The 23,036-nt window shown below is 69.6% G+C and carries 17 protein-coding genes and 5 pseudogenes; 12 read left to right on the top strand and 10 right to left on the bottom strand.

Features of this window, described 5'->3' with window-relative positions; translation table 11 throughout:
- Window positions 1–267 precede the first annotated feature (267 nt).
- Both ACOBQU_RS00110 and ACOBQU_RS00105 read right to left on the bottom strand, forming a co-directional pair.
- On the bottom strand, window positions 268–975 hold the full coding sequence (locus ACOBQU_RS00110) for a phosphotransferase (protein ID WP_423623447.1): 708 nt from the start codon (window positions 973–975) through the stop codon (window positions 268–270).
- Between the two features lie 9 nt (window positions 976–984).
- Window positions 985–1,897 (bottom strand): annotated as a pseudogene (locus ACOBQU_RS00105) (transposase); the annotation flags it as partial.
- Here ACOBQU_RS00105 and ACOBQU_RS00100 point away from each other — a divergent pair.
- Window positions 1,897–2,694 (top strand): hypothetical protein, encoded by a 798-nt coding sequence (locus ACOBQU_RS00100; protein WP_423623445.1) that lies wholly within the window; start codon window positions 1,897–1,899, stop codon window positions 2,692–2,694. The pseudogene ACOBQU_RS00105 and the gene ACOBQU_RS00100 sit on opposite strands and share 1 nt — an antisense overlap.
- Window positions 2,695–2,912: 218 nt before the next feature.
- Here the strand turns inward: ACOBQU_RS00100 and ACOBQU_RS00095 are convergent, their stop codons facing one another.
- Window positions 2,913–4,463 (bottom strand): carboxylesterase/lipase family protein, encoded by a 1,551-nt coding sequence (locus tag ACOBQU_RS00095; protein WP_423623443.1) that lies wholly within the window; start codon window positions 4,461–4,463, stop codon window positions 2,913–2,915.
- A 22-nt stretch (window positions 4,464–4,485) separates the two neighbouring features.
- Complete coding sequence (locus tag ACOBQU_RS00090; protein ID WP_423623441.1) at window positions 4,486–5,400, bottom strand: MBL fold metallo-hydrolase; 915 nt, start codon at window positions 5,398–5,400, stop codon at window positions 4,486–4,488.
- 207 nt (window positions 5,401–5,607) lie between these two features.
- Here ACOBQU_RS00090 and ACOBQU_RS00085 point away from each other — a divergent pair.
- Window positions 5,608–8,420 (top strand): annotated as a pseudogene (locus tag ACOBQU_RS00085) (helix-turn-helix transcriptional regulator).
- 769 nt (window positions 8,421–9,189) lie between these two features.
- Here the strand turns inward: ACOBQU_RS00085 and ACOBQU_RS00080 are convergent.
- Window positions 9,190–10,235: pseudogene (locus tag ACOBQU_RS00080) on the bottom strand (helicase); the annotation flags it as partial.
- Between the two features lie 11 nt (window positions 10,236–10,246).
- Entirely contained in the window at window positions 10,247–11,143 is an 897-nt protein-coding gene (locus ACOBQU_RS00075) for a pentapeptide repeat-containing protein (RefSeq protein WP_423623440.1), read from the bottom strand.
- A 484-nt stretch (window positions 11,144–11,627) separates the two neighbouring features.
- Here ACOBQU_RS00075 and ACOBQU_RS00070 point away from each other — a divergent pair, with 484 nt between their 5' ends.
- On the top strand, window positions 11,628–11,837 hold the full coding sequence (locus ACOBQU_RS00070) for a DUF397 domain-containing protein (RefSeq protein ID WP_423623438.1): 210 nt from the start codon (window positions 11,628–11,630) through the stop codon (window positions 11,835–11,837).
- 44 nt (window positions 11,838–11,881) lie between these two features.
- Window positions 11,882–12,677 (top strand): annotated as a pseudogene (locus ACOBQU_RS00065) (IS5 family transposase).
- Window positions 12,678–12,679: 2 nt separating this feature from the next.
- Here ACOBQU_RS00065 and ACOBQU_RS00060 read toward each other — a convergent pair.
- Window positions 12,680–12,982, bottom strand: coding sequence for a hypothetical protein (locus ACOBQU_RS00060; protein ID WP_423623436.1), 303 nt, complete (start codon window positions 12,980–12,982; stop codon window positions 12,680–12,682).
- Window positions 12,983–13,069: 87 nt separating this feature from the next.
- On the opposite strand from ACOBQU_RS00060, the gene tpg reads away from it, so the two are divergent.
- Window positions 13,070–13,660: a telomere-protecting terminal protein Tpg gene (gene tpg / locus ACOBQU_RS00055; RefSeq protein WP_423623434.1), complete on the top strand. Its 591-nt coding sequence runs from the start codon at window positions 13,070–13,072 to the stop codon at window positions 13,658–13,660.
- A gap of 113 nt (window positions 13,661–13,773) precedes the next feature.
- Here tpg and ACOBQU_RS00050 read toward each other — a convergent pair whose 3' ends face one another.
- A complete protein-coding gene (locus ACOBQU_RS00050) occupies window positions 13,774–14,442 on the bottom strand; it encodes a hypothetical protein (protein WP_423623433.1) in 669 nt (222 codons plus the stop codon).
- A gap of 159 nt (window positions 14,443–14,601) precedes the next feature.
- Entirely contained in the window at window positions 14,602–15,195 is a 594-nt protein-coding gene (locus tag ACOBQU_RS00045; RefSeq protein WP_423623431.1) for a hypothetical protein, read from the bottom strand.
- Here ACOBQU_RS00045 and ACOBQU_RS00040 point away from each other — a divergent pair.
- The 3 genes from ACOBQU_RS00040 to ACOBQU_RS00030 all read left to right on the top strand — a co-directional run bounded on the left by ACOBQU_RS00040 (window position 15,172) and on the right by ACOBQU_RS00030 (window position 17,253).
- Complete coding sequence (locus tag ACOBQU_RS00040; protein ID WP_423623429.1) at window positions 15,172–15,480, top strand: hypothetical protein; 309 nt, start codon at window positions 15,172–15,174, stop codon at window positions 15,478–15,480. The genes ACOBQU_RS00045 and ACOBQU_RS00040 overlap by 24 nt on opposite strands.
- Window positions 15,477–15,743: a hypothetical protein gene (locus ACOBQU_RS00035; protein WP_423623427.1), complete on the top strand. Its 267-nt coding sequence runs from the start codon at window positions 15,477–15,479 to the stop codon at window positions 15,741–15,743. The genes ACOBQU_RS00040 and ACOBQU_RS00035 overlap by 4 nt, the downstream gene beginning before the upstream one ends.
- Before the next feature lie 1,375 nt (window positions 15,744–17,118).
- A complete protein-coding gene (locus ACOBQU_RS00030) occupies window positions 17,119–17,253 on the top strand; it encodes a hypothetical protein (RefSeq protein ID WP_423623426.1) in 135 nt (44 codons plus the stop codon).
- Window positions 17,254–17,383: 130 nt separating this feature from the next.
- Here ACOBQU_RS00030 and ACOBQU_RS00025 read toward each other — a convergent pair whose 3' ends face one another.
- Window positions 17,384–18,268, bottom strand: coding sequence for an IS982 family transposase (locus ACOBQU_RS00025; RefSeq protein ID WP_423634167.1), 885 nt, complete (start codon window positions 18,266–18,268; stop codon window positions 17,384–17,386).
- 309 nt (window positions 18,269–18,577) lie between these two features.
- Between ACOBQU_RS00025 and ACOBQU_RS00020 the strand changes: the two genes are divergently transcribed.
- The 4 genes and pseudogenes from ACOBQU_RS00020 (at window position 18,578) to ACOBQU_RS00005 (ending at window position 22,455) form a co-directional block, all read left to right on the top strand.
- Window positions 18,578–20,239: an AAA family ATPase gene (locus ACOBQU_RS00020; RefSeq protein ID WP_423623424.1), complete on the top strand. Its 1,662-nt coding sequence runs from the start codon at window positions 18,578–18,580 to the stop codon at window positions 20,237–20,239.
- A 577-nt stretch (window positions 20,240–20,816) separates the two neighbouring features.
- Window positions 20,817–21,698: a Mu transposase C-terminal domain-containing protein gene (locus ACOBQU_RS00015; RefSeq protein ID WP_423623423.1), complete on the top strand. Its 882-nt coding sequence runs from the start codon at window positions 20,817–20,819 to the stop codon at window positions 21,696–21,698.
- Window positions 21,695–22,060: pseudogene (locus ACOBQU_RS00010) on the top strand (ATP-binding protein); the annotation flags it as partial. The gene ACOBQU_RS00015 and the pseudogene ACOBQU_RS00010, both read left to right, overlap by 4 nt.
- 134 nt (window positions 22,061–22,194) lie before the next feature.
- Window positions 22,195–22,455 (top strand): hypothetical protein, encoded by a 261-nt coding sequence (locus ACOBQU_RS00005; protein WP_423623421.1) that lies wholly within the window; start codon window positions 22,195–22,197, stop codon window positions 22,453–22,455.
- Window positions 22,456–23,036 lie beyond the last annotated feature (581 nt).

Raw genomic sequence — 23,036 nt, 5'->3', positions numbered from 1 at the left:
ACGGCAGCTCGGTCGACAAGCGCGCGGGCGACAGGCGGCACAGGCTGATCCGTGACCATGACGACGGCTTCCTTCGCCACCAGGACCAAGGCGTCAGCCGGTCAACGGCCCCGCGCGTATTGACGGCCGCTGCGACGAGGTACCTGGTGTCATCCGCCTCGCCGCGGGTGAGGCCAGCGCCTGCCAGTCCCGCACGCTATCGTCGGGAGCGATCGGCCGGGTCGGTCCCCCTTCCCGCTCATGCGGGAAAGCGCCACAGCTTGTCGTTCAAGGTCGGGCGGACGTCAGCTCAAGTATCAACTCGATGGCTTCGCCGAGAAGATGCGTCTCGCTCTCGTTCATTGACGGGTCGGCTGCCCGTCTCTTCCTGGCTTCCGCAAGGTATCCGGAGTCGGTGCTGCCCAGGGTGATCGCGGGGCTGAGGTGTGTCAGCAGCGAGGCGAGTACTGCCCGGGCCAGCTCCACCAGGGCCGTGTTGCCGACAGCGACCTGCGCCAGGATCAGGGCCGACATTCCCCAGTCCAGTCCGGGCGGCCCTTCCTCGGTGTTGCGCCAGTCGATCACCACGGGCCTGCCCGAGGTGAGCATCACGTTGTCCGGGTGCAGGTCGAGGTGGAGGATCCGATGGACGAGATCGGCGGAGACCCGTGCGGGAACCGAGTGCAGGCGGTGCAGCAGATCGGCGAGCCCCGCTCCTGCTTCCTCGGCCGTGATCACGCCCTGCAGCAGTGCCTGAAGCATGGACGGGCCGTGCAGCCGCTGCATCACCAGGTCGGTTCGCGGCGCCGTGCTGCCTCCGGCGCCCGCCGGGCCCCGGAGGCGGGGCACCGGATACCCGTGCTCCGCGAGGTAGGCCATCACCTCGGCTTCGGCGGTGACGTCGCCGCCGTCGCGGTATCGGCGAAGGACCCAGCGATCATCGATGGCGAACACGTCCGCGCTGCGGCCGGAGCCGAGTAACCCACCCGTCTGCATGCAGGGACCCTATCCGCCGGTGGAAACGCGTTCTTTCCCTGTGCGCCGTGGCTTGGTGCCCTTGTTGTGGTGGGCCGGGCGGGTGTATGCCTCGCCGGTGGCGACGACGCGTCCGACTTCTTGACGCGTTGCCGCATGACGGTTCTTCGAGCCCGGCGGGCGCCCGGTGCCAGGACGGGAAGGTTTGGGTGCACACGTTGGGGAGGCCATTTTCGCCCGCAGGTTCCGAAACCCTCAGCGGACGCGGGCAGGGGTGAGCCTGTTCGGCTCGGTCGGCTTCTCCCGGGGCAGCGGTCCGTCGTGGTCGAGCCAGGCCGCTCGTTTGCTGAGCCTGGGGGGCAGTCGGTCCCAGGCCCGTGCCGTCGCCTTTGCGTAGAGGCGGGTGTCGGTGACGGTCACGGCCTGCTCGGTTCCCCTGGTATCCGGGTCACCGAAGACGAACTCGCCTCCGTGCTTGGGCGGCCGACCGCCCTTGGGGTCATAAACGCAGGGCGGGGGCGGTCGGCGAAGGACGCGGTCGGAGCGCATCCGGCCGAGAATTTCGGCGGGCAGGCCCTCCAGGAGATGGGCGATGCGCGGGGCGTGGTGCCCGCATCCAGCACGATCAGGACGTACGGATCGCCGTCCGTCCACTGCCCGGCGGCGACCAGTCGTTCGACGAGGTCGTGGATCTGTGCGTGGTGACGGCAGCGACGTCCGTGCCAGGCTCCAGACTGATGGCGTCCAGCGGCGCGGTCCACGACGTGCGACCCGTCTCCAGCGCGACGATGACCGAGTACGGCCACCCTGGGGGCATCTGGTGCTTGCCCTCGCCGCGGCCGTAGGTGTGGCAGAACGAGCGGTCCGGGGCGGTGGCGGCATCCGGCCGTAGCCCGGGCGAGACATTCGCGGCCAGAACCGGGCGGCGGTGACCCGACCAAGGTGTTGTTCGAGCCGGGCCCGGTGAACGAGGAGCTGGCCGACACGGTCGCGCGGATCCGCCGACAGCGCGACCTGCCGGTGTACGCGCAGTGGGAGATCGCCCGGTTCCTGGACTCCAAGTACGCGATGAAGAACGTCACGTCGATCGAGCCCGTGATCGCATCCGACGGCACCATCACTTATCTGAGCACCGACGGCGTGGCCCAGCAGGTCGCCGAGGCCCGCAGGAAACTGCCCGGCGGCCTCGGCACCGCGTGCGTCGTCGGTTTCCGCGACCACCTCAAGCGCTGTGTGCTGACGACGAAGGACCGCGGGATGCCCGCGTTCGCGCCGCGCGGGTTCACGATGCCGAAGACGTACGATCCGCAGCAAGCTCGGGGGCTGTGTCACATCTCCTTTGTGCAGGTCAGCGGGCTGTCCGTGCGGTACTCCCACGGCCGGAGCCGTGTGTACGGTGCCGGTATGGCCGAGACGAGGGCGCCTCGGCTGCGGCTGGTGGCGTTGGTGGACGTCGGTGAAGGCCCGCGGTCGTGCTGTGGGTGCGGTGAGCCGTTGATGCCGGGGGCGAAGGCGACGGCGGTGTTCTGCTCGTCGGAGGGCCGGTGGCGGAGCTGGGGTGAGGGCCGACGGGTGCGGGCGCGGGCCGAGGCGGTGCAGGCCGGGCGAAGAGCGAGGTGCCCGCAGTGCGGGCGGGTAGGGACGGTCGGTGTCGAACGTCCTGCCTTGGCACCGTACTGCTCTCCCGGCTGTCGCAAACGGGCCTGGCATCAGCGGCGCTCGGGACAGGCCGGGAGGTGAGCCGCGCCCGGTCCGGGCGGGTGCTGCTTCACGCGCCGTGCGCGTGTGCTCTGTCCGGCGTCCGGAGGCCGTCGGATGGTGCCAAGGCGGTCCGTGGAAGGCCGCCTACGAGCGCGGGGGGGGCTGCCTGGAGACTGGCAGGAGGGGGCTCTTGCGGATGTCTTGGGACAGCGGGGCTGCCAGGGCGGGTGCGTTCTCGGTGGTGGTGACGGTTCTGGTCATGGTGTGTCCTTGGGAGGGGCGGCCGCAGGCCAGTGCCAGGCCTGCCGCTCCTGGCTGCGGGGGTCGTCGACCTGGGCCCACTGGGTGTCGATGCGCATCGTGGCCCGGCGCTCGGCGTCGTAGGCGTCCCAGCCGGGGGTGCCGGTGGTGGCGAACCGGACCCAGGTGGCGTGCATACGGGCGGCGAGATCCGCGGGGGGCTTGTCGGGGCCGAGCAGGGCGGATGGGCCGTGCAGTTGGGGGAGGTGCGCGAGGTCGAAGACGAAGGGCAGCTCGACCGCGTGGGTGGCGCCGAGCTGTTCGTCCAGAGCGTGGGAGCGCCAGGCGAACTCGTAGGCGTAGGTGGCGGACTCGGGGTGGGCGGTATGTGCGTCGGCCAGGGCCCAGCTGCCCGCGCCGAACAGTGCGTCGCCCATGATGGCGGAGCGCAGCTCGGCGAAGGACGCGTCGGGGCGTGCCTTCCGGTATGTCTCGACGAGTTGCTCCGGCTTCGGGTGCGAGCGCGCCGCCGCGGCGTCGACGTCCCCGGCGGTCGAGGTGGCGTACTTGTCCACGGGGACCAGGTAGAGGTTTCCTTCCTCGGTGTTGGTCCCGATGAGCAGGTCGACGTCGGCGCTGAGACCAGCGGCGACGGAGGCGGCGGGCTGCGCGTCGAGGACCAGGCTGAAGGGGCTGAGTCCGATCAGCGGATCGCGGTGCGTGTCGGTCTGCATGTCGATGTCCGCGAGCCGGGAGGCGGCCTCGACCAGGCGGTCGTCGCAGATGTCCGCGAAGGCGTCGGCGCGGGGCTCGATGCCCAGGGCCCGGGCCGCTGCCTGGGTGACGCGGGCGGCCTGCTCGGTGGTGAACGCCCCCAGGCCGCTGCCGCTTTGCATGATCGCCCGGCGGAAGAGGCCTGCGGCTTCGGAGGTGGCGAGGACGCCGCCGACGATGGTCGCCCCGGCCGACTGGCCGAAGAGAGTGACGTAGTGTGGGTCACCGCCGAAGGCGGCGATGTTCTCCCGCACCCAGCCCAGTGCGGCGACGACGTCGAGCAGGCCGCGGTTGGCGGGCGCGCCGGGGATGTCGAGGAACCCGGCGATGCCGAGCCGGTAGTTGAGGGTGACGAGAACGACGCCGTCGCGGGCGAAGGCGGAGCCGTCGTACAGCGCGGACCGCGTCGATCCGGCGACGAATCCGCCGCCGTGGACGAACACCATGACGGGCAGGTCGCCGCTTGCACCGGCAGGCATCCAGACGTTGACGGTGAGGTAGTCCTCGCCGCGGCTCCAACCGGTGCCGAAGTAGGGGGACATGTCCACGCTGCCGAGCTTGCGCTCGGACTGCGGTGCGTTGGGCCCCGGCACGGTGGCGTCCCGTATGCCGTCCCACGGCTCGTGCGGCTGCGGCGGCTCGAACCGGCCGGCGCCGCGGGGCGGGGCGGCGTAGGGGATGTTGAGAAAGACGGCTGTGTCGCCTTGGCGCAGGCCGCGGACGGCTCCCTGCGCCGTGGTCACGACGGGGCCAATGGGGTCGACGGGGTCGATGGGATCGGCGGGGTGGCTCATGTGTCGTGTCTTTCCGCAGGACTCAGGCCTGCTGGGGGTACGGGGCGAAGGGGGCCCAGCCCTTGATGGCGAACGTGTCTCCCTCTCGTGCCACTTCGGCGGCACCGTGGCCGCCCAGATGCGCGGGGATGACGAGTGCGTAGTTGTCGGCCGCCCAGCCCAGCACCTTGCGGCGGGTGGCGCGGGCGCGGGCGGGGTCCTCGCAGAAGCAGCTGTTGGAGTCGGGCTCGAGGATCTGCACGGGGCTGTGCAGCATGTCGCCGACGAACACCGCGCGGTCCGTCCCGGAGGTGAGGGTCAGGACGCTGGAGCCGGGGGTGTGTCCGGGAGCCGCGTCGAGGCGGAGGTCGGCGTCGATCTGGTGGCTGTTTTCCCACAGCAGCGTCTGGCCGGCCTGGTGCACCGGGGCCACGCTGTCCTCGAAGACGTTTTGGTTGCCGCGGCCGAGCCGTGGCTTGTGGTCGTTCTCGGGATTCCAGAAGTCGAAGTCGTCCTTCGGCATCAGATAGGTGGCGTTGGGAAAAGTGGGTATCCACTGTCGGCCGTTCAGATACGTGTTCCAGCCGACGTGATCGATGTGGAGATGTGTGTTGATCACGATGTCCACGTCCTCGGGCGCGACGCCGGCGCGCGCGAGATTGGCCAGGAAGCCTGTTTCGAGGCGGTTCCAGACCGGCGCGTAGGGGCGGTCCTTGTGATTGCCCACGCCGGTGTCGACGAGGATGGTCTTGCCGGTGCTGCGCAGCAGCCAGGTCTGGATCGCGGAATTGACGAGATTGGTCTCGGAATCGAGGAAATGCGGGGTCAGCCAGGATGCGCCGCGGTTCCACACTTCCTTCGGACTTTCGGGGAAGAAGGTGTCGGGCGTCATGTCGACGGAACCGAAGTACTCCCATACCCGCGTGATGGTGACATTGCCGAGCGTGATGTGTTCCATAGGGCGTCCTTGGGAATGCGCTGGTTTTCCTGGAACCGTACGAGCGGCGGCGGTGCGCGCGGTATCCGTAACGTGACTGCACCTGGCTGCGTGCATGGCCCGGGCACGGGGCCCGGCCGCTTGTAGCCTGGGCGGGCCAGGGCAAGGCGACTCCGGGCAAAAGCCGCAATTCAGCAATTCAGCAATTCCGCGATTCCGGGAGACTCCGTGGACGAGCACACAGGCGACCGCGGTGCGGTCATGGGACCGGCACCGGGACCGGATTCGGGACCGGGACCGGATCCGGGGGAGCTGATCGTCGGCCGGGACGCGGAATTGGCACGCCTCTTTCGTGGGGTGGACTCGGTGTCGGCCGACCCGGTGCTGTTGCTGGTCGGTGACATGGGCACGGGGAAGAGCGCGCTGCTGGAGCACGCGGCGTACCGGGCTGAAACCGGCGGTGCTCGCGTACTGCGGGCCGAGGGGAGTGAGTCGGAGTCGGGCCTGGCGTTCTCCGCCCTGCATCAGTTGCTGCGGCCGGTGTCGGCCGAGGTGGACGCGCTGCCAGCAAGGCAGCGCGCGGCGCTGCGGGACGCCTTCGGCCAGGGGCGGCCACGCCGGGACCCGATCTCATGCTGGTCGGCCTCGCCGTCCTGAGCCTGTTGTCGGACCTGGGCGACCACCATCGCGTGCTCGTGGTGCTGGACGATGCGCAGTGGTTCGACCGTGCTTCCCTGAACGCGCTGTCCTTCGTTGCCAGACGGTTGGAAGGCGAACCGGTCACCATGCTGATCGGTGCCCGTGGCGGCGATCACCTTCCGGGATTCGACCGTCATGTGCCGATGCTCACCCTGGGACCGCTCGACGAAGCAGCGGCCCATCAGCTGCTGGACCTGCAGCCGAAGAGCCCCACCGGGCGCACCAGGTCACGGATCCTGGACCAGGCAGGCGGCAACCCGCTGGCGCTGTTGGAACTGACGAGGACAGCCTCAGCACAGGACACGGCTGCAAGGCTGCGGCCCGCAGGGCCGCTTCCGCTCAGCGATCACCTGGAGCGGGTCTTCGCCGCTCGCCTGAACAGCCTTCCCGCCTGCACCCTGCGGGCTCTGCTGCTCCTGGCCGCCATGGACAGCGCCGACTCCGCGATCGCCGTCTCGGTGGGGCTGCCGCGCGCCGAGGACACGGCCTGGCTGCCAGCCTGGCAGGCCGGGCTGGTCCGGCAGGCAGGCCGGGACGTCCGGTTCCGCCACCCACTGGTCCGGTCCGCCGTGTATCACGCCGCGTCCTTGGGCGCCCGGCGCGAGGCTCACCTCGCGCTCGCCGAGATGCTGCGGGACGAACCGGACCGGCGTGCCTGGCATCTTGCCGCCGCCTGCCCGTACCCGGACGCGGCCGTGTCGGCGCAGCTGGAGCGGACCGCCGACCGGGCCCGCCGCCGCGGCGGCCACGCGGCGGCGGCCCAGGCCCTGCAGCGCGCCGCGGAACTCGCACCACGGCGCGAGGACAGCGCCCGGCTGCTGGTCGAAGCCGCCGCGGCGGCCGTGTTCACCGGAGACATGGCCTGGGTCGAGGAACTGGTCGCCGCGGCACGCGCGCGCACGGATGACGTAACCCTGCTGGCCTCTGCCGCCGTGCAGGCCGCACGGCTGGCGGTCCTGACCGTGCGCCACACCGTGGTCTTCTCCCGACTGGCCAAGGAAGCCGAGCAGTTGGTGGTCTCCCAGCCTGCCGCAGCGCTGGAGCTCGTGGCCTCCGCCGCCGTGGTCCGCTTCTACTCCGGAGAGGACACCCAGCGCCACCACATCCAGGACGTCCTGCGGCGCCTTCCCGAGAACGCCTCACACGCAGGTCTGCGCACCTGGGTCAGGGCCGTGTCGGACCCCTTCGACGACCGGGCCCACCTCGTCTGCTTACTGCGGCAGCTGTCGGCCGAGGCGGAAGCCCGGCCGGAGCGGCTCGCCACCGTCGGGATCATGGCGTGGCTCTTGGACGAGACCCCACAGGCCGTCCGCGCCTTCGACGAGGCCTTCGACCGCTGGGAGCTGCGGGGAGCGCTGCCCGAGGGCCTGGGCGGCGCGGTCGCCTGGGCCTACCTGGAGCGAGGGCGGTGGGAGCAGGCCCGTGAGGCCTGCGCCCGCACCATCGCAGTCGGCCGGGCCGCCGGTGTTGACCACGCCGTGGCCTGTGCGGCCACCGTGGATGCCACCGTGCTGGCCTACCAGGGCGATGTGTCCTCGGCCCGTGCCGGGGCCGAGGACGCGCTCGCCCTGATCGATCCGCTGGAAAGCCGCTCGGTCTCCGTTTACGCCCGTCGTGCGCTCGGCGCCGCGGCAGCCGCAGAAGGCGCCTACGAGACCGCGTACGGCCAACTCCGCATGGTCTTCACGGCAGACGGCGCGCCCGTGCACTACCACGCCTCCTACCCGGCCCTCGCGGATCTGGCCGCCGCCGCTGCGCGCTGCCGCCGCCATGAGGAGGCTGTCGCGATCGTCGAGCGCTCGGCATCCGCGCTGGCGGACAACGCTTCGCCTCGTCTGCGTGCGCTGATCAGCCGGGCCCGTGGCCTGCTGGCGGACCCCGACGACGCCGAACCGCACTTCCGGGCGGCCCTGGCGGATCCGGCACTGGAGTACTGGCCCTTCGAACGCGCACAGACCCTGCTCGACCTCGCCGAGTGGCTGCGCCGCCGCCGACGCATCGCAGAGGCGCGTGGGCCGCTCACCGAGGCCCTGGAAACCTTCCGGCGCCTGGGCGCACGCCCGTGGATCGAGCGGGCCCGGGCCGAATCGCGCGCCGCTGGCCTCGACGTCACAGATACGGCCCCCGACGCGCTCGCCGCACTATCCCCGCAACAGCAGCAGATCATCCGGCTCGCCGCCCGCGGGCTGACCAACCGAGAGATCGGCGAAAAGCTCTTCCTCTCCCCGCGCACGGTCAGCTCGCACCTCTACCGCAGCTTCCCCAAGCTGGGCATCACCGCCCGATCCCAGCTGCGCGACCTCATCGAGGGCACCCTTGCGATGTCCGGCCACCAGGAATAGGGCCACCCCCGGTCGTGGAAGCAGTCACCTGGTGATCCCGGGCCGCACAGGGCCCCCTCTCGCCGGGGCCGGACGGGAGCGACCGGCCCCGACCGGCCACGACGAAGGAATGGAAATCCACGGCGGCTGCGAAAGCAGCGTCGCTACGGGACCGGATTGCCACAGCTGACCCGGGGCTCCTGTCCGGTCTTGCCCGCGGCTGCGGTCCATCGCCCGCCAGCAGATCCTCGCCGAGCTCGTCGCCCGCCGCGCCCGCCGCGTCCGGCCGCACCCGCCCCGGGCCCCACCGCCCGCCGTCCTCGCGCCTACTCCGCCGTCCCCGCCGCGCACCGCGTGCTCGCCCGTCCGTCGTACCCCGGCAGGGCCTCGCTCCCGCCCCCGGGGCGCGCTCGTCCGGAACCGCCCCGGGGCCGCTGCCAGCTGCTCCCGCGCGTCGCTCGCGCGCCCCGACCGCAGCCGTGTCCTGCCACGGCCGTGGGCCTGCTGCGCGGCGCCGAAGGCCTGCGTCGCCCGCGTGCCCGTTGTGCTTCCTCCGGCCGTGCCTGGCCCGCGGTTTGGCTGCTCGGGGCGGCCGCCGTACTTCTGCCGGGCTGCGGCGTTGTGCCTGCTCGGCCTGCTCGACGCTCGTTGACGTCGACGAGCCGTCGCTGTTCGGCGTTCGGCTCGTTCTTCCCGCGCGAGGCGGCAGTGCTCTGCCGTGGGCCTGCCGGGCCCCGTCCCCGCTCGGCCGCGGCGCGGGGTGTTCGCCGAACTTCGCCGAACAAAGTGCGGGGAGGTGGCCATCGGCGTCGACGAGGTCGGCGAGGACGCGATAGGGCCGCTGTCAGTCCAGGGGCTGCAGAAGTTCCTGTCCTCATCGACCGCGGTCAACTGCTCAGCACGCTCCGCCGCGCGCTTCGGGCCCTTGCCCAGACCACCCTTGGGGGCGCAGGTTGGCCATGTGCTGGCCGATGGGCACCATCGCCTCGCCCTCGCCCCACAGTAGTTCCTTGCGGCCGGAGGGCGAGTTCGCCGATGCGCAGCGTCTTGCACTGCTGGGGGACCCATCGCCCGAGGGGAAAGTCCCTTCGTGACCCCGACCTCGACCTCCACGTCGTAGAGCACGGCGTAGACGCCGCTGATGCCGTTCTCAGCCCGCCACCGCAGCAGCGCCTGGTACCCCTCCAGCCACACCAGCGACTCCGGCCGGTACACCCGTGGACGGAGGAAGGCCGCGATGGTCGCGGCGTCGCGCGGGCTGAAGAAGTGCAGCAGCGCGGACTCGGCAGCGCCGTCGGTGTCGTCCTGGTCCTCGCTGTCACCCCCGACGATCCGCCCGTCCCCGTCCCGCCTCACGTCCATCTTGCGCTTCCCGCTGGTGAGAGCACCCGAGGCGAGCTGCTCGACCAGGCGCTCATCGTGCGAGCGCAGACCCTGCAGTACGGCTACGAGGAGGCGGAAGCTGGCGGAGGCGACCATGTCCTGCGGGTCCTCGCCGGGCTCCAGCTCCAGGAAGACAGGCACGATGACCTGGCGCCCTTGGTGGAGCCGTCCTCATTGAGGCGCAGCGCGGCCGATGTTCTGCACGATCTCCACCTGCGAGCCGCGGGTGTCGGCGAAGCAGACAGCCTCTACGCCCCGTTCGCCGGTGATGCCCGCGCCTTCCCCGAGTACGCGTACGGAGGCGAGGAGCGCTCGGTACACGCGCCGGTTGTTGGCGTTGATGCCGTTGGCGAACTGCCTCAGGGTCTCGCGCCGCTGAGCGACGAGGTGATCGCCGCACAGCCATGCCGACCGCACACGGTCCGGCGGGACGTGGCGGCCGACCTGCAGTTTCCCCGCGTCTCTCACCGCGTGTCCGTGTGCATGCGGGAGAGGCGCTTGCGGATCCGGGGATCGTCCCTCAGGCCGGACGGGAGCAGGGTGGTGTGATCCCATTGGGTCTCGAGGAGCTGGTCCGCGCTGATCCTGGCAGCCTGTTCGGAGGCCGGGGTTTCTGTGTCAGAGTCGCTTTTGACCTTGCCGCCGGTGTTGCCTTCGATGCGCAACCAGGCGCCCCGCAGGTCTGCGCCCTTTAGGTCGGCACCGAGGAGTTGTGCTCCGCGCAGGTCCGTGCCGCGCAGGTCAGCCCTTCGGAGATCGGCGCCTTCCAGTCGGGTGCCGACGAGGTGAGTTCCCGAAAGACGTGCCCGGGGCAGATGTGCGTTGGCCAGGTCGGCACCGGAGAGGTTGGCGCGCTCAAGCCTCTGCCCGTTCGCGCTTGTCTCTTCCGCCCCGGCCGGGCCTGGCCGCACACCGATGTAGCGCAGGTGGGTGTCACGCAGATCGACCCGGGCTGACTTGTCATGGACCGGGTTCCGTTGGGCGAGCGTTTCGAACGCTGCTCGCACGTCGGGGGCAGGCCGACCGCCGGCGTCCCGCTTCGTCCCGCCTCCGGCGGCTGGCGCACGCGTGCGGACATACCCCGAGAGAACGTCCACAACGGCTGGCTGATCGCGAGGCGAGTCTTCCATGATCCGCCGAAGAGCGAAGATGCCACCGAGGCGCACCTCGTCGGCCTCGTCTCCCAGGTTGCTCACCGCGGCGTTGAAACGGTCGGTGATCTGTCCCTCTTTCGTCAACGCTCTCTCTTGCCGGGCTTGATCATTGGCTTGCCGGTTCTGATCATTGGCCTGCTGCGTCTGGACACTCGAATACCAGAGGCCGGCCACCGCCACCAAAGACGCGATCAGGATCGATACCAACTCGATGCGGCGCGCCCAGTCCAGCCCTCCTGCACGATGCTGAGGGCCGGGTGCGCTCCTCGGCGGCCGAACGGGTCTGATCCCCGATCTGGGACGGGCAACAAGACGATGAGGGCGAGGTAACCGCGTGCGGCGGCGGGTAGGTGTGGAAGACATACCACCACCCGACGTCGGATGTCCGCATCACCGCAACAGTTTCCGCTTAGCGCGCAGCTCGCCCCCGGCGCGATCCGCCGCGGAGCAGGAGAGTATCGGACACCTGTGGGTTGCCGCGCTGTCCGGTAGCGGAGACGAGCGACCGTTTTCCCCGCCGCAGGGCAAGCTGGCCAGGCAAGCCCTCCCGGGCCCGCCGTTCGGGGCGCTGGCGGCGCCTCGCCCGTCATCCGCTCCTCCTCTCTGGCGGCGCCCAGCCGCGCGGCTCTAACCATCCGTGCGCACCGGCCCGTTGCTCCTACACTCAAACCAACGGCCTACAGGAGGCTTCATGACCCGCCTGACTCTCACGACGTGGCATCGCAGCACCTACAGCAACGACTCCTTCAACGCGTGTGTGGAAGTACTGGGTACGACCGCCGGGGTGCACGTTCGGGACTCCAAGGATCTGGCGCGGCCCGGCCTGGCCCTGAGCGTCCGTGCCTGGTCCGCGTTCGTCGCCTCCGCAGCCACCGACGGCCCCGCCTCCCGGCAGCTCTAGGCAGGGTCTTCAAATGGTCACTGCTGGTGGATCATGGTGTCGTGATACGTCGCCATGAACTGTCGGACGTCGAGTGGGAGTTCGTCCGGCCGCTGCTGCGCAAGTCGGTGCGAGGGCGCAAGCGGCTGGACGACCGTAGGGTCCTGAACGGGATCGTGTGGAAGTTCCGGACCGGGACGGCCTGGCGGGACGTGCCCGAGCGCTATGGTCCGTGGGCGACGCTGCATACGCGTTTTCGCAGGTGGGCGGAGGATGGAACATTCGACCGGATGCTGCGGGCCGCTCAGGCCAAGGCCGACGTGGCGGGCGATGTCGAGTGGCTGGTGTCGGTCGACTCCACGATCGTCCGGGCTCACCAGCACGCGGCCGGGGCTCGAAAGGGGGCTCGGTGCCCCGGCCCTCGGCCGGTCCCGAGGCGGCCTGACCAGCAAGATCCATCTGGCCTGTGACGGGCGGTAACACCAACGACTGCACCCGGTTCACCGCCGTGATGGAGGCGATCCGGGTGCCCCGCAGGGGACCGGGGCGGCCCGGGTCCGGCCCGACCACGTCCTGGGCGACAAGGGCTACAGTTCGAAGGCGATCCGCACCTGGCTCCGCCGCGAGGGCATCGCCCACACGATTCCCGAACGGGCCGACCAGGTCCGCAACCGGGCCCGACGAGGCAGCCGCGCAGGCCGCCCGCCGACCTTCGACCGCGTGATCTACAAGCACCGCAACGTCGTGGAACGGTGCTTCAACCGCCTGAAGCAGTGGCGTGGCATCGCCACCCGGTACGACAAGACCGCCGAGTCCTACAACGCAGCAGTCGCCCTCGCGTCACTCCTGATGTGGGCGTGACATTAGACGACAGAACCTAGCACCTTGCGGACCGCCGACGGCGGCGGCAGGCGCTCGGTAGGCACAGCGTCATAGGAGATGCCGTCGACCGGCCGGACGTGCTCGGGGGCGCGCACCCATACCCGGTACTCCGCGGCCTGGACGTCGCCGTCGGCGGTGTTGTGGTACGTGGGCAGTCCCACCTCGTACAGCCAGCCGCGCGGCGTCTCGCGCCGGGCCCACAGCCGGGCGGTAAGTTCCTGCCCGTCCGGCAGGACCACCAGCACCGGCACGGGGGCGGGCGGTCCGTCCGAGGGCGTCGTCATGCCGTCCACGGTATGCAGACCCGGCCGACCTTGCGGGTTGCCAGGCGCGGGACCCTGTCCACGGGCCCGGTCGGGCCTGATGATCACATGACTGACGACGACGTGAAGCGCGCGGCCCGGACCCGAGCCAAGATCTTGGACGGCCTCGACCGCGCGGAGCGGGCCCTGTTCACCCGGCCCGCGCCGAAATCCGCGCGAGCCCAGATGAAATTCCTTCGCACGCGGGAGAAGGGCTCCACCAAGTCCCTGGCCGAGCGTCTGGGCGTCTCCCGCAAGACGGTGCAGCGCTACCTCTCGGGCGCGTCCACCAAGCCCAACAAGCGCCTCCAAGCCGTGCTGGTGGAAGAGACCGAGTCTGTGTGGCAACCGCAGGTCAGGGCGCAGGCCAGGCAGCGGGCGGCGTCCTCGGGCGGGCTGGTCATCTCCTGCCGGGCGTACTTCGGCCTCGGTCCGGAGGGCACCTCGGACGCGGGCCGGGTACGGGACATCACGGTCGCCGTCAGCCCCTCCCCCGCGGGCGCCATCATCGCCGCACAGGAGGAAGGTGCGACGCAGAGCGATCTGCATAACGCGGTCGCGGAGGCCATCGCGGACGCCTATTTCCGTCAAGGCGGTGGCGGACGTGCGGGCCTGGAGGTGAAATTCGCAGACGTGGAGTGGCTCAACATCCGCTTTTAGCAGCGCAGAATTCCCGGCTGCGATCAACTTGTCCGTTGATCAGAAGCACGATAGGTGCCACCGAAGCAGGTAGTTGTCACCAAGATCGCGGTGCAGGCCACTTGCCTCGCCTTTCAGCGGAGAAGAATGTAAAGCAGGCAGCAGACGGCGGTGAGCACTAGCAACGGTACCAAGAGGGCGAGGCGCACCCTCCACCTCGTGTACAACGGCAGAGGGCCAAGAACGATGGATCCGGTGATCTCGGGGAGGCGGGGCGGGCCCCACCGATATGTACCGTCGTCTTGGAGAGTGCCTAGACAAAGTCCACCGGTGAGGTTGCGCTGCCAGCGGCGGCCCGACGCATCGGTAAACAGCGTAGTGATTTCGGCCAGGCGCGGCTGTTCACCTGAGGTGGGCAGCTCGACCTCATGTGTGCATTCGCCTTGCAGGTCGAAGGGCTGCGAGCAGTGCAGCACCGCAGAGCCCACGGTGTGGACCACCTGCACGTCCGTGACTGGTAGCGGGCCCCGATTGGCGACCGAGACCAGCCAAGGGCCTGGCGCACTGTCTGTGTCATCAGCGGTCGGTCTGCGAGTGAGCCTGATCTGTACGGTTCTGGCCTGCGCCACCTCCTCAGACCTTGCGCGGCTGAGCGACCGGGCCATCTCGGCGGCTTCGTCGGCGGAACGCTGCCGGTCCGCTTCGGCCTTCTCTCGTCGCTCCTTCGCGATGACCCGCCGACGGTCCGCAACGGTGATCCATAGCGCCGTCAGGCTGGTGAGTAAGCCGACGATGGCAGTCATAAGCGTGATCACCACACAAGGTTGACGGGGGCTCATTGTCCTGTCCATGGTCTGACGGAGCAGTACATCTGGTGACAACAGTCATGCTTGCGCTGCCGGTGACAGGTAGTGCGCCCGCCTGGTGACAACTACCGTGCTTCGCCGCGCCGACCCCGCTGGTCAGGGGCCACCGACAGTGACAACTATCGCGCTTCGGCACATCCGTAGCCGCCGCGTCCGACGCGCGTCGGTCGGATATCCCGTCCATTCTCCGTGACGATTGAGAGGCCCGTGTGAGCACCCCTGCGCCCCGTTCCCGCCGCCGTCCCCGCGTTCCCGCGCCCGGCGCGGCCGCGCCCCGCCAGCCGGTCGACCAAGCGAAGGGCGGCCGCAGCTCGGTCTCCCGGCGGGCAACCGGTATGACCCGCCAACGAGGCCGCCGTCACGCTCGAGGACGCCCGGCTGCAGCACATCGACCGGGATCGCGAAAACCTGGCCGACGACGAACGCGGCCCGGCCGAAGTTGCTGAGTGGCAGCGCATCGCGCAGCTGCTCGCCACCACCGGCGGCACCTACGACCCAAACGGCGACGCCGTCGTCCAGGACGAGCTCGCCGCCCACCAGCGAGCCGCGGAAGCCGAGCAGCAGCGCCTCCAGGAGCAGCAGCTCGCCGCCCGCGCCGACGAACTCGCCGCGCTCGCCCGAGCCGGCCGACTCGACCGAACCGTGAAGACCCGGCCCGGAGACGAGTTGGCCCGCGAGCTCCTGATCCACCGAGGCGACCACCACCCCGTGGTCGAGGGCTGGCTGGCGCAGGCCTTCGCCGACCGCTCCGGGCACTACGCCGACCCGGCCACGCGCACGGCCGCCGCCGACTCGCTGCCTGACCGGGTGAGGGCCCATGCCGCGCTGCTCACTGCCCTCGCTCGCACCGGCGCTCCGGTCGCCGATGGCGACCTCGAGTTCGCCGGCCGTCTCGCCCAGGCCGACCCGGACGCCACGACCGCACTCGCCGCCTGGCTCGACAACGCGGCCGCGGTGAAGGGCGGCACGGCATGAGCGCGGCGGACGAGGTAGTGGCCACCTGGAGCGAACACAGCGAGACCGGCCACCACTACGAGGACCTGCTCGCCGACGGCTCGGTCATCGCCTGGACCGAGCCACACTTCGGCGAGACGCTCTACCCCGGCGACGACGGCCCCGACTACAACCCGAGCTGCCACTGCCTGCGCGACCCGCGCCAGTTCTGTCTGGAGTGCGCCGGCTACGCCGCCTGCGGGCAGTGCACCGGCCCGCACGTCTGGCCGCCGCTACAGACCTGATCACCCCTGTCGCGCTCACCGAGCGTCACGCTTGGTTGTCACGTCCCCTTGTCACGCCGCCTGTCACGTCACCGGGAAGCTGCGTGACAGCACTCGCTCCAAAGCGAATTAATTCGGACATTCAGGTGCGAAATCGGCCCGGCTCCTCCTCCGGGCCGATTTCGCGTGACAAGACGCGACAGCGTGACACCCCACCGCTTACGCTTGCGACGTCCAAGCAGCCTGAAGTGCTCGCGCGGGGCTCGGAATTGCGATTGTTCCGTCCTGTCAGGGCTCGGTAAGCCCGACCGGCTTGCGCCGGCGCGGATGGGTTCGACTCCCATCGCGACAGGGGCGGTTCATTAGCCGTCCGTGTTCCATCAGCGGGATTTCGGAGGTGCGGACTGTGTCGAAGATCAAGAACAAGCACGGAGAACTGGTGGAGCGATTCGCCATCGCGGCGGCGGTCAAGGTCCTTTGGGGCCTGATCGTTGAACTGGTCATCCGCCCGTACAACTGATCTCGCGCAGATGGGCCCGGCCTCCGCGTCGGGCCCATCACCTGACGACCGAACACCGCATCAACCGCCCTTGCCGATGGCCTTGCAGCAGACCCCTCAACGTCACGCGGGTGACCTCAGATAGGTCTACGACCTTGCTCTCGCGTTCCAGTTGAACTGGTTGCCGCAGGCCAATGACCCAATCCAGAACCAGATCATCTGAGACAGGACACTTGCCTCGCCGAAGCACGACTAGGGCCCGGCAGGTCAGAAGCCTCGGAGCGAGGCGTCGTGGTGGCCGCCGGAGACGGGCGCGTCCATGAGGTGCAGCCAACGGAGCGGAATGGTGAGCGTGCCGACCCCGGGGGAGCTTCACGGGATCGCCCGCGGCCTCGAGCGTCCCGGTGACTTGGTAGCCGTGACCGGGCGGCAGGCCGACGGCCTCCACCTGGTCCTCGGTGAGCTCCAACGTGACGTGGGTCGTGGAGACCATCCACGGGCCTTGGGCGGTCCGGGCCTCGGTGTCGACGTCCGTGACGGACAGCGGGAAGTACGTTCCGCGCAGCCAGATCAGGGCCAATCAGGAGTCGTCCATCGTCTCCGGCCGGTACCGCCGGTGCGGCAGCGCGACCGGCACCTCGCAGCGATACGTCTGCCCCACCTGGACGTCCTTAGCGCGCATACCTCCAGCCTGCTCCAACCATGCGCCAACGCCTGAACAGCCAGCCGTGAACAGTCCGACCTGTGTCATCGAGCTCCCGTTTCCCCAGGTCGTCGCGACCACCTGTGTCACTGCTCAGCTGTGTCATCGGGTGGGTTTCGTCCGTACCCGGCTCCCGCGCCCCGCCCCGGCGATACCGTGGTGACACACGCCAGAGAGAAGCCCAGGAGCCCCGGATGAGCCAGCAGCCGGCCCCCGCGTCCGCCCGTCAGCCCCTCGACGAGCACGCCGCCGCATCGGCCCGCGCGTACGCGGCCGCGGAGCGCGCCAAGACGGACGTCCTCGCCTCGGTCCTGAGGAAGAAGGGATAGTTGCCCCCTGACTACGGTCTGCGCGAACTCCAGGCCCCACACTGGCTGTTGGGAGTCATCCCTGTAGCCCGAGACGAGAGCAGGAGAAGCCGAGCCCTGCAGCCCCACTAGATGATTGAGTCCGATGTCTTCAGTGGTCGTAGGCGATCAGGGATCGTTTGGTCTTGGTGTCGGTGGTCCAGTTGTGCCAGATAGCGGCGGCGAGGGCGAGGAGTCGTTGTCCGGTGCGGGCGAAGACTCCGGCCGGGGTTCTGCCGCCGTGCTGTTCGAGGCTGAGCTGGCCCTTGAGCGTGTCGATCACGGCTTCGATCCACTGGCGGACACGGGCGGTCTTGCCGTGCCGGAGCGGCTCGTCCTTGCGGTCGGGCCGCACCAGGTAGACGCCGAACCGATCGGTCAGCAGGGCCTCGAACTCTTTCCCGGCGAAGCCCTTGTCCGCGAGGATCACCTGTCCTTGGCGGAGGAGGTGGTGGTCGCGTTGCAGCAGGGCGGCCATCACCTCGCGTTCGCCGAGTTTGGGGTTGGCCAGGCACCAGGTGACGGGCATGCCCTCGGCGGTGGTGACCAGGTAGAGCCTCAATCCCCAGAAGAACCGGGAGTGGGAGCGGCAGTAGCCGTAGCCGCAGTGTCCCGCGAGGCTGGACCGTTTGACGGTCTCGCGGGACGCGGCGCAGGGCAGCGGGGCGGAGTCGATCAGTCGCAGATTGTCGTGCCAGGTCGGGATCTGCCGGGCCAGCGCCTCGATTGCGTGGCTGATCAGCGGGCCAGCTGCGTTCAGGCGCTTGTTGTAGGCCGATTGCTGGGGCAGATAGCGGAACAGGTGCCCCAGCCGGGCATGCGCGAAGCGGATCCAGTGGCGGGTGGAAGGGAACCCGAGCAGGACCTGGGCCACCGCCAGGCACAGCAGTTCGGCGTCTGCCAGTTTCGGAGGTCGCCCGATCCGGCGACGCGGGACCACATGGTCATCGATGAACACGTACAGTGCCGCCAGAAGGGCGTCCAGGCCAGGAATCACACCCAAGCCAACGGGCGCCCTTCGCCATGGTCGCGGCCAGCCCAAACATCGGACTCAATCATCTAGGGGTTCATCAGAGATGTGAATGGGCGGGGTTGTGGTGGTGGGTTGGTCGGCAGTGGGTTCTGAGTGGTTGATGGCTTGTTGAGCGGTATGTCTGATGGCAAGCGCTGCTGGATTGTGGCTGTCATGAGGTGATCAATTGGCTGTTATGGCATGAGAGTTCGGCTTAGCACACCTGGTCTCTGGCTGTAGTGGGGATGAGCATTCCTGTGTTCGGGTCTGGGCGGCGGGTGTGTGCTGAGGGCTATGACTGCTGAGTCGTCTCTGTCGCTGTCACCGGACTGGAAGCGCACCGCGTCGCGTTCGCGGGAGCGTGCCCTGTCCTGGCAGGTGGTGGTGCGTCGTCTTCTCGTGCTGGATGAGGCCGGGAAGCTGGAGACAGTGCACGTGCGGATCGCGGCACAGTCCGCCGGGGTATCCGCACGCACGGTATGGCGCTGGCTTGCAGCTGCGCGGGAGTCGGGTCGTATGGAGCCTGTACCACGCCGTCCCGCGTTCACGTTCACTGACGCGCTTTGGAAGCGCCTGTCCCAGGTGGGCGGGAACGTGGCCGCGTTGCACCGCTGGATGACCGACCATGTTGATGAGGTCCTGCCCGATCTGGGCAGAGAGGCACTGCCGTCGCTCGCGACGCTGCATCTGGCGGTGCGCCGTGAACACAGCCAAGGCCGCGTCCTTCAGGTCACCCGCCCTCGCTTTGCCCGCGTGGATCCCGCGGGATACGACCGTGCGCTGGCTGAGCTGGCGTTGCCGGGTACGGTCGACGAGGCTGGCCAGGCGACTGCCGATCCTGCCCCGAAGGAGGGTGCGGACAGCGCTGAGTCGGCCAGTGCCTCGCCGTTCAGCGACAGCGGTGTGCGCCTGTATGTACCGGGTGCGCATGTCGTGTCGACGAGCCAGCTCGGCGAGGTGGCTGAGGCTCTCGCCCACACCATCGCTGCGCGGGGGATCGTGTGCGTGTACGGGGACCCCGGGCACGGCAAGACCGTCGCGGTCCATCAGGCGCTGCGCCTGCTGCCACGCCGCTTTCCGGTGCACCGCGCGCTGGTGGCCGTGAAACCCGCCTTGCCGCAGCTACGGGCTGCGCTGCTCGCCGCGTTCAACCTGCCCGCCAAAGCGCTGTCGAGTCGCACGGATGCGGCTGATCGCGCGCTGCTTGAGGCATTCCGGGCCCCGGGCGTGCTGGTCACCGATGACGTGCAGCGCATCGCCGCGCCCGAACTGGACTATCTGCGTCTGCTCGTGGACGCGCCGACGACCCAGACTTCCCTCGTGCTGTGCGGTGCGGGTGCCGAACGCACCCTGGCGCGGGCTCCCGCGCTGGCCTCCCGGGTGTTGACCTGGCAGCAGGTGCCCCGCCTGGACGGGGCCCAAGTCCCCGCGGTGCTGCGCCTGTTCCATCCGCTGTGGGACGCCGCGACGGACGCTGACCTGCTGCACGCCGATGCCACGTGCGCGAAGGGGAACTTTCCATACCTGGGCGAAGATCACCTCTCACGCGTACGCGGCTCTCGCCCGCACTCCCGGGACTGTGGTGGACCGTGCCCTGTTGTCCGGGGCCTGTTCCCGTCTCGGTCCCACCCCCTGACCGACCCCACCCCACGGGCCGAAGGACATCCCTATGACCGCGACCACCCCCGACGACGACGCCCCGACGCTGTCACCACCGCTGGACGAGCCCGTGCTGGACGCCGCATCATTGACCGCGTTGCGGGCCCCGGCCGTACGCCGTCTGCTCGCGCTGCGTGCCCAGCGCCGGCTCACCCGCGGCCACGTGCGCACCACCGCCCAGTGCCTGAATGTCTCGGACCGCACCGTGTGGCGTTGACTCGCCGAAGCCACCGCCACACCCGCCTCGGCCGCCCGTCCGGGGGCACGCCGTGTCGAACGGTTCGAGATCACTGCTGAGATCCGGGCGCTGTTGGCGTACTGGCACAGGCAATGCCTCCGCGGTCCACCGTGAACTTGTCGCCCCGCGCCCGGGCCGCCACCGATCCCGAGCCGTCCGAGGAGACCGACACCCCGCCGAGCATCGACCCCGACCCGCCGCGGCCTGCCAAACCTGTTCCGGGCGGCGCCCCACCAGCTGCCGTGCCGCTGCTGGATCCTGTGCCGTCGCTGCCGACGTTCCTGCGCGCGGTGCGCCGGGATCTGACACCGGGGGAGCGGGCTGGCTACCGCTACGGCCTTGAAGTAGCCCGTGCCCGGGATGTCTTCGCCAAGCGGCCCCGCATGTGGCGTAATCACGTCTGGGAGGCCGATCACGTCCAGGCCCCGCTGCGCGTCGACGCGGACGGCGACCTCGTTCCCCCGTACGTCACGTGGTTCATCGACTGCGTGACCAAGGCCATCACCGGCCTCGCCGTCACCCCCGGCACCCCCACCCGTGCCTCGGTCCTGGCCGCGCTGCGCTCCGCCGTCCTGCGCACCGAACCCTATGGCCCCTTCGGCGGACTGCCCGAGCACGTCCGCTTCGACCGCGGCCGTGACTTCCTCCCGCACCGTCACCACCGCGCTGACCGCCCTAGACGCGAATATCACCGTCTTGCCGCCCTACACTCCCCACCTGAAGGGCAGTATCGAGAACCTCAACCACTGCGCCACCGCCATGCTGTTCACCGCCCTTCCCGGCTACGTCCCCAAGAAGCCGCGCCGCCGTCCCGACCCCCGCCCGCGAACAGCGCAGCCGCTGTCGTTCGAGGCGTTCACCGAGCACCTGCTGGCCTGGGCCCTGTGGTGGAATACCGAGCACCGTCCCGCTGAACTGCGCGGCGCCACCCCACTCGAAGCGTGGCAGACCGATCCGACCCCGCTCAACGATGTCCCTCCGGCAGACGTATGGTCGTTCATGCTTGAGGACGACGCCCGCCCCCGCACCATCACCAGCCACGGCGTACGCTTCCGCAACCGCGACTACATCGCCGACTGGATGACCGGACAAGCAGGTCTGAAGGTCACGGTGCGGTTCATGCCCCACCACACCCACGAGCTCGAACTCTGCACACCTCACGGCCGTCACCTGGGCACTGCCTATCTGGCCGATCAGGCCACCGACGAGCAACTCGCCGCACTGCGCCGTACCCGTACTCAGCGCGCCCGGCGCCTGCGCGCCGAGGCGAAGACTGCTGAACATCTGCGTCATACCCGCTTCGCCCCCGCCACCGAACCGGGTCAACCGCGCCGCCTGGATGCCATGACCGCCACCGCCGCCGCCCGTGAACTCGACCAGCCCCCAGATCTCGCAGCCCTGGCGCTGCCCGACCTGATCCCACCCGCCCCACCCCCATCCGACTGGGCCATCCCCAAGGCACTGAGGGCCCGTACCCGTCCTGCCGAACCTTCTGCCTCCAGCGAGGACACCCCATGACCGGTAGCCACCTGCCACCCGCGCCCACCGACCAGTACGTCACTCCGCCCGACGCCCGCCTGGTGAGCACCCGCGCGCTGCTCACTGCCCGGGAGAACCTCGCAGACACGATCGATGCCCGCGCGATGATGTGTGTCCACGGCGGCGCCGGATTCGGCAAGACCATGGCCGTCACCAGTTGCCTGCGCGAACTCGAACCGGACGAGGACATCCGCCGCATCACCTTCCACGCCCGCGCCACCACCCGGGCGGTGCGCCACGAACTGCACACCGCCCTCGAAATGCCGGGCCAGCCCCCGCGCTACGCCAGCGAGTTCGATCACCTCCTCAAACACACGCTGGCCAGCCACCCGCGCACGCTCGTCCTGGACGAAGCCCAGTGGCTCCAAAGCGACCAGTTGGAGTACGTCCGATACCTCTGCGGACGACCCCTACACCCAGCTCGCCGTCATCTTCGTCGGCGGCGAAGTGCCACGCCGCGCTGCGCAAGGAACCGATGCTGTCCTCCCGGATCTTCATCTGGCAGCGCTTCACTCGCCTCACTGCTGACGAGGTCCTGGAGGTTATCCCGCTCTACCACCCGATCTGGGCCGACGCAGACCCCGACGACATCGCCTACGCTGACCGCCACGCAGCGCACGGCAACTTCCGCAACTGGGCTCGGCTCACTGCCCACACCCTCACAGCCCTCGAACGGACCAGTCGCGCCAACCCTGACCAGGAAACGCTCCGCTGGGCCTTTAGCAGACTCGGGTGAAACCTGACGCCATATCAGGAAGCTGGCTCAGGTGCTGCGTTGCACGAAGCTCCGAGTTCACCCACGCGGGGGTATCAGGCACAACCTCCCCAGGCCTACCCTCTACGAAGGCCCCACAGATCCGGGCACCGGCTGCACAGACCAGTGACACCCGGGTGCCGATCCGGTGGCGCACCGCGAGGGAGCGCTCCTTCCAGAAACGATCCGCACCACATTTTGATGCATGAGGGAGACACGGCGTGAGGCGGGGTTGAGTCTTTAACCATCTCACCGCCCAATGCTTCACCACACAGACCCGAACACACCCCTCTCTGCTGTTGCCCGGGCCGCAGGCCCGTTGGACGGGCCACGCGAAGCGTGGCGCGGCCTGCTGGCGGGCGGAGCACCGCCAGGGTGAGCTGGAGCGCAGCGGAAGCCACCGGCCGGGCCGACGCCTCGGCAGCGGGCTGCGCGAAGGCGCCTGCGCTGCAGTTGACGGTGCGCGCGCAGCGCGTGCCGCCTGGCGGGGAGCAAGCGAACCGCTCGCTCACGCGGAGCGGAGGCCACCGCACAGCGGGCAGTTAGCTTCTTCGCGCGCAGCG

The organism is Streptomyces sp. G45 (assembly GCF_049542095.1).
GTDB lineage: Bacteria > Actinomycetota > Actinomycetes > Streptomycetales > Streptomycetaceae > Streptomyces.
Note: the sequence above shows the minus strand (reverse complement) of the source record. Positions and strands in the feature narration are given on the sequence as shown.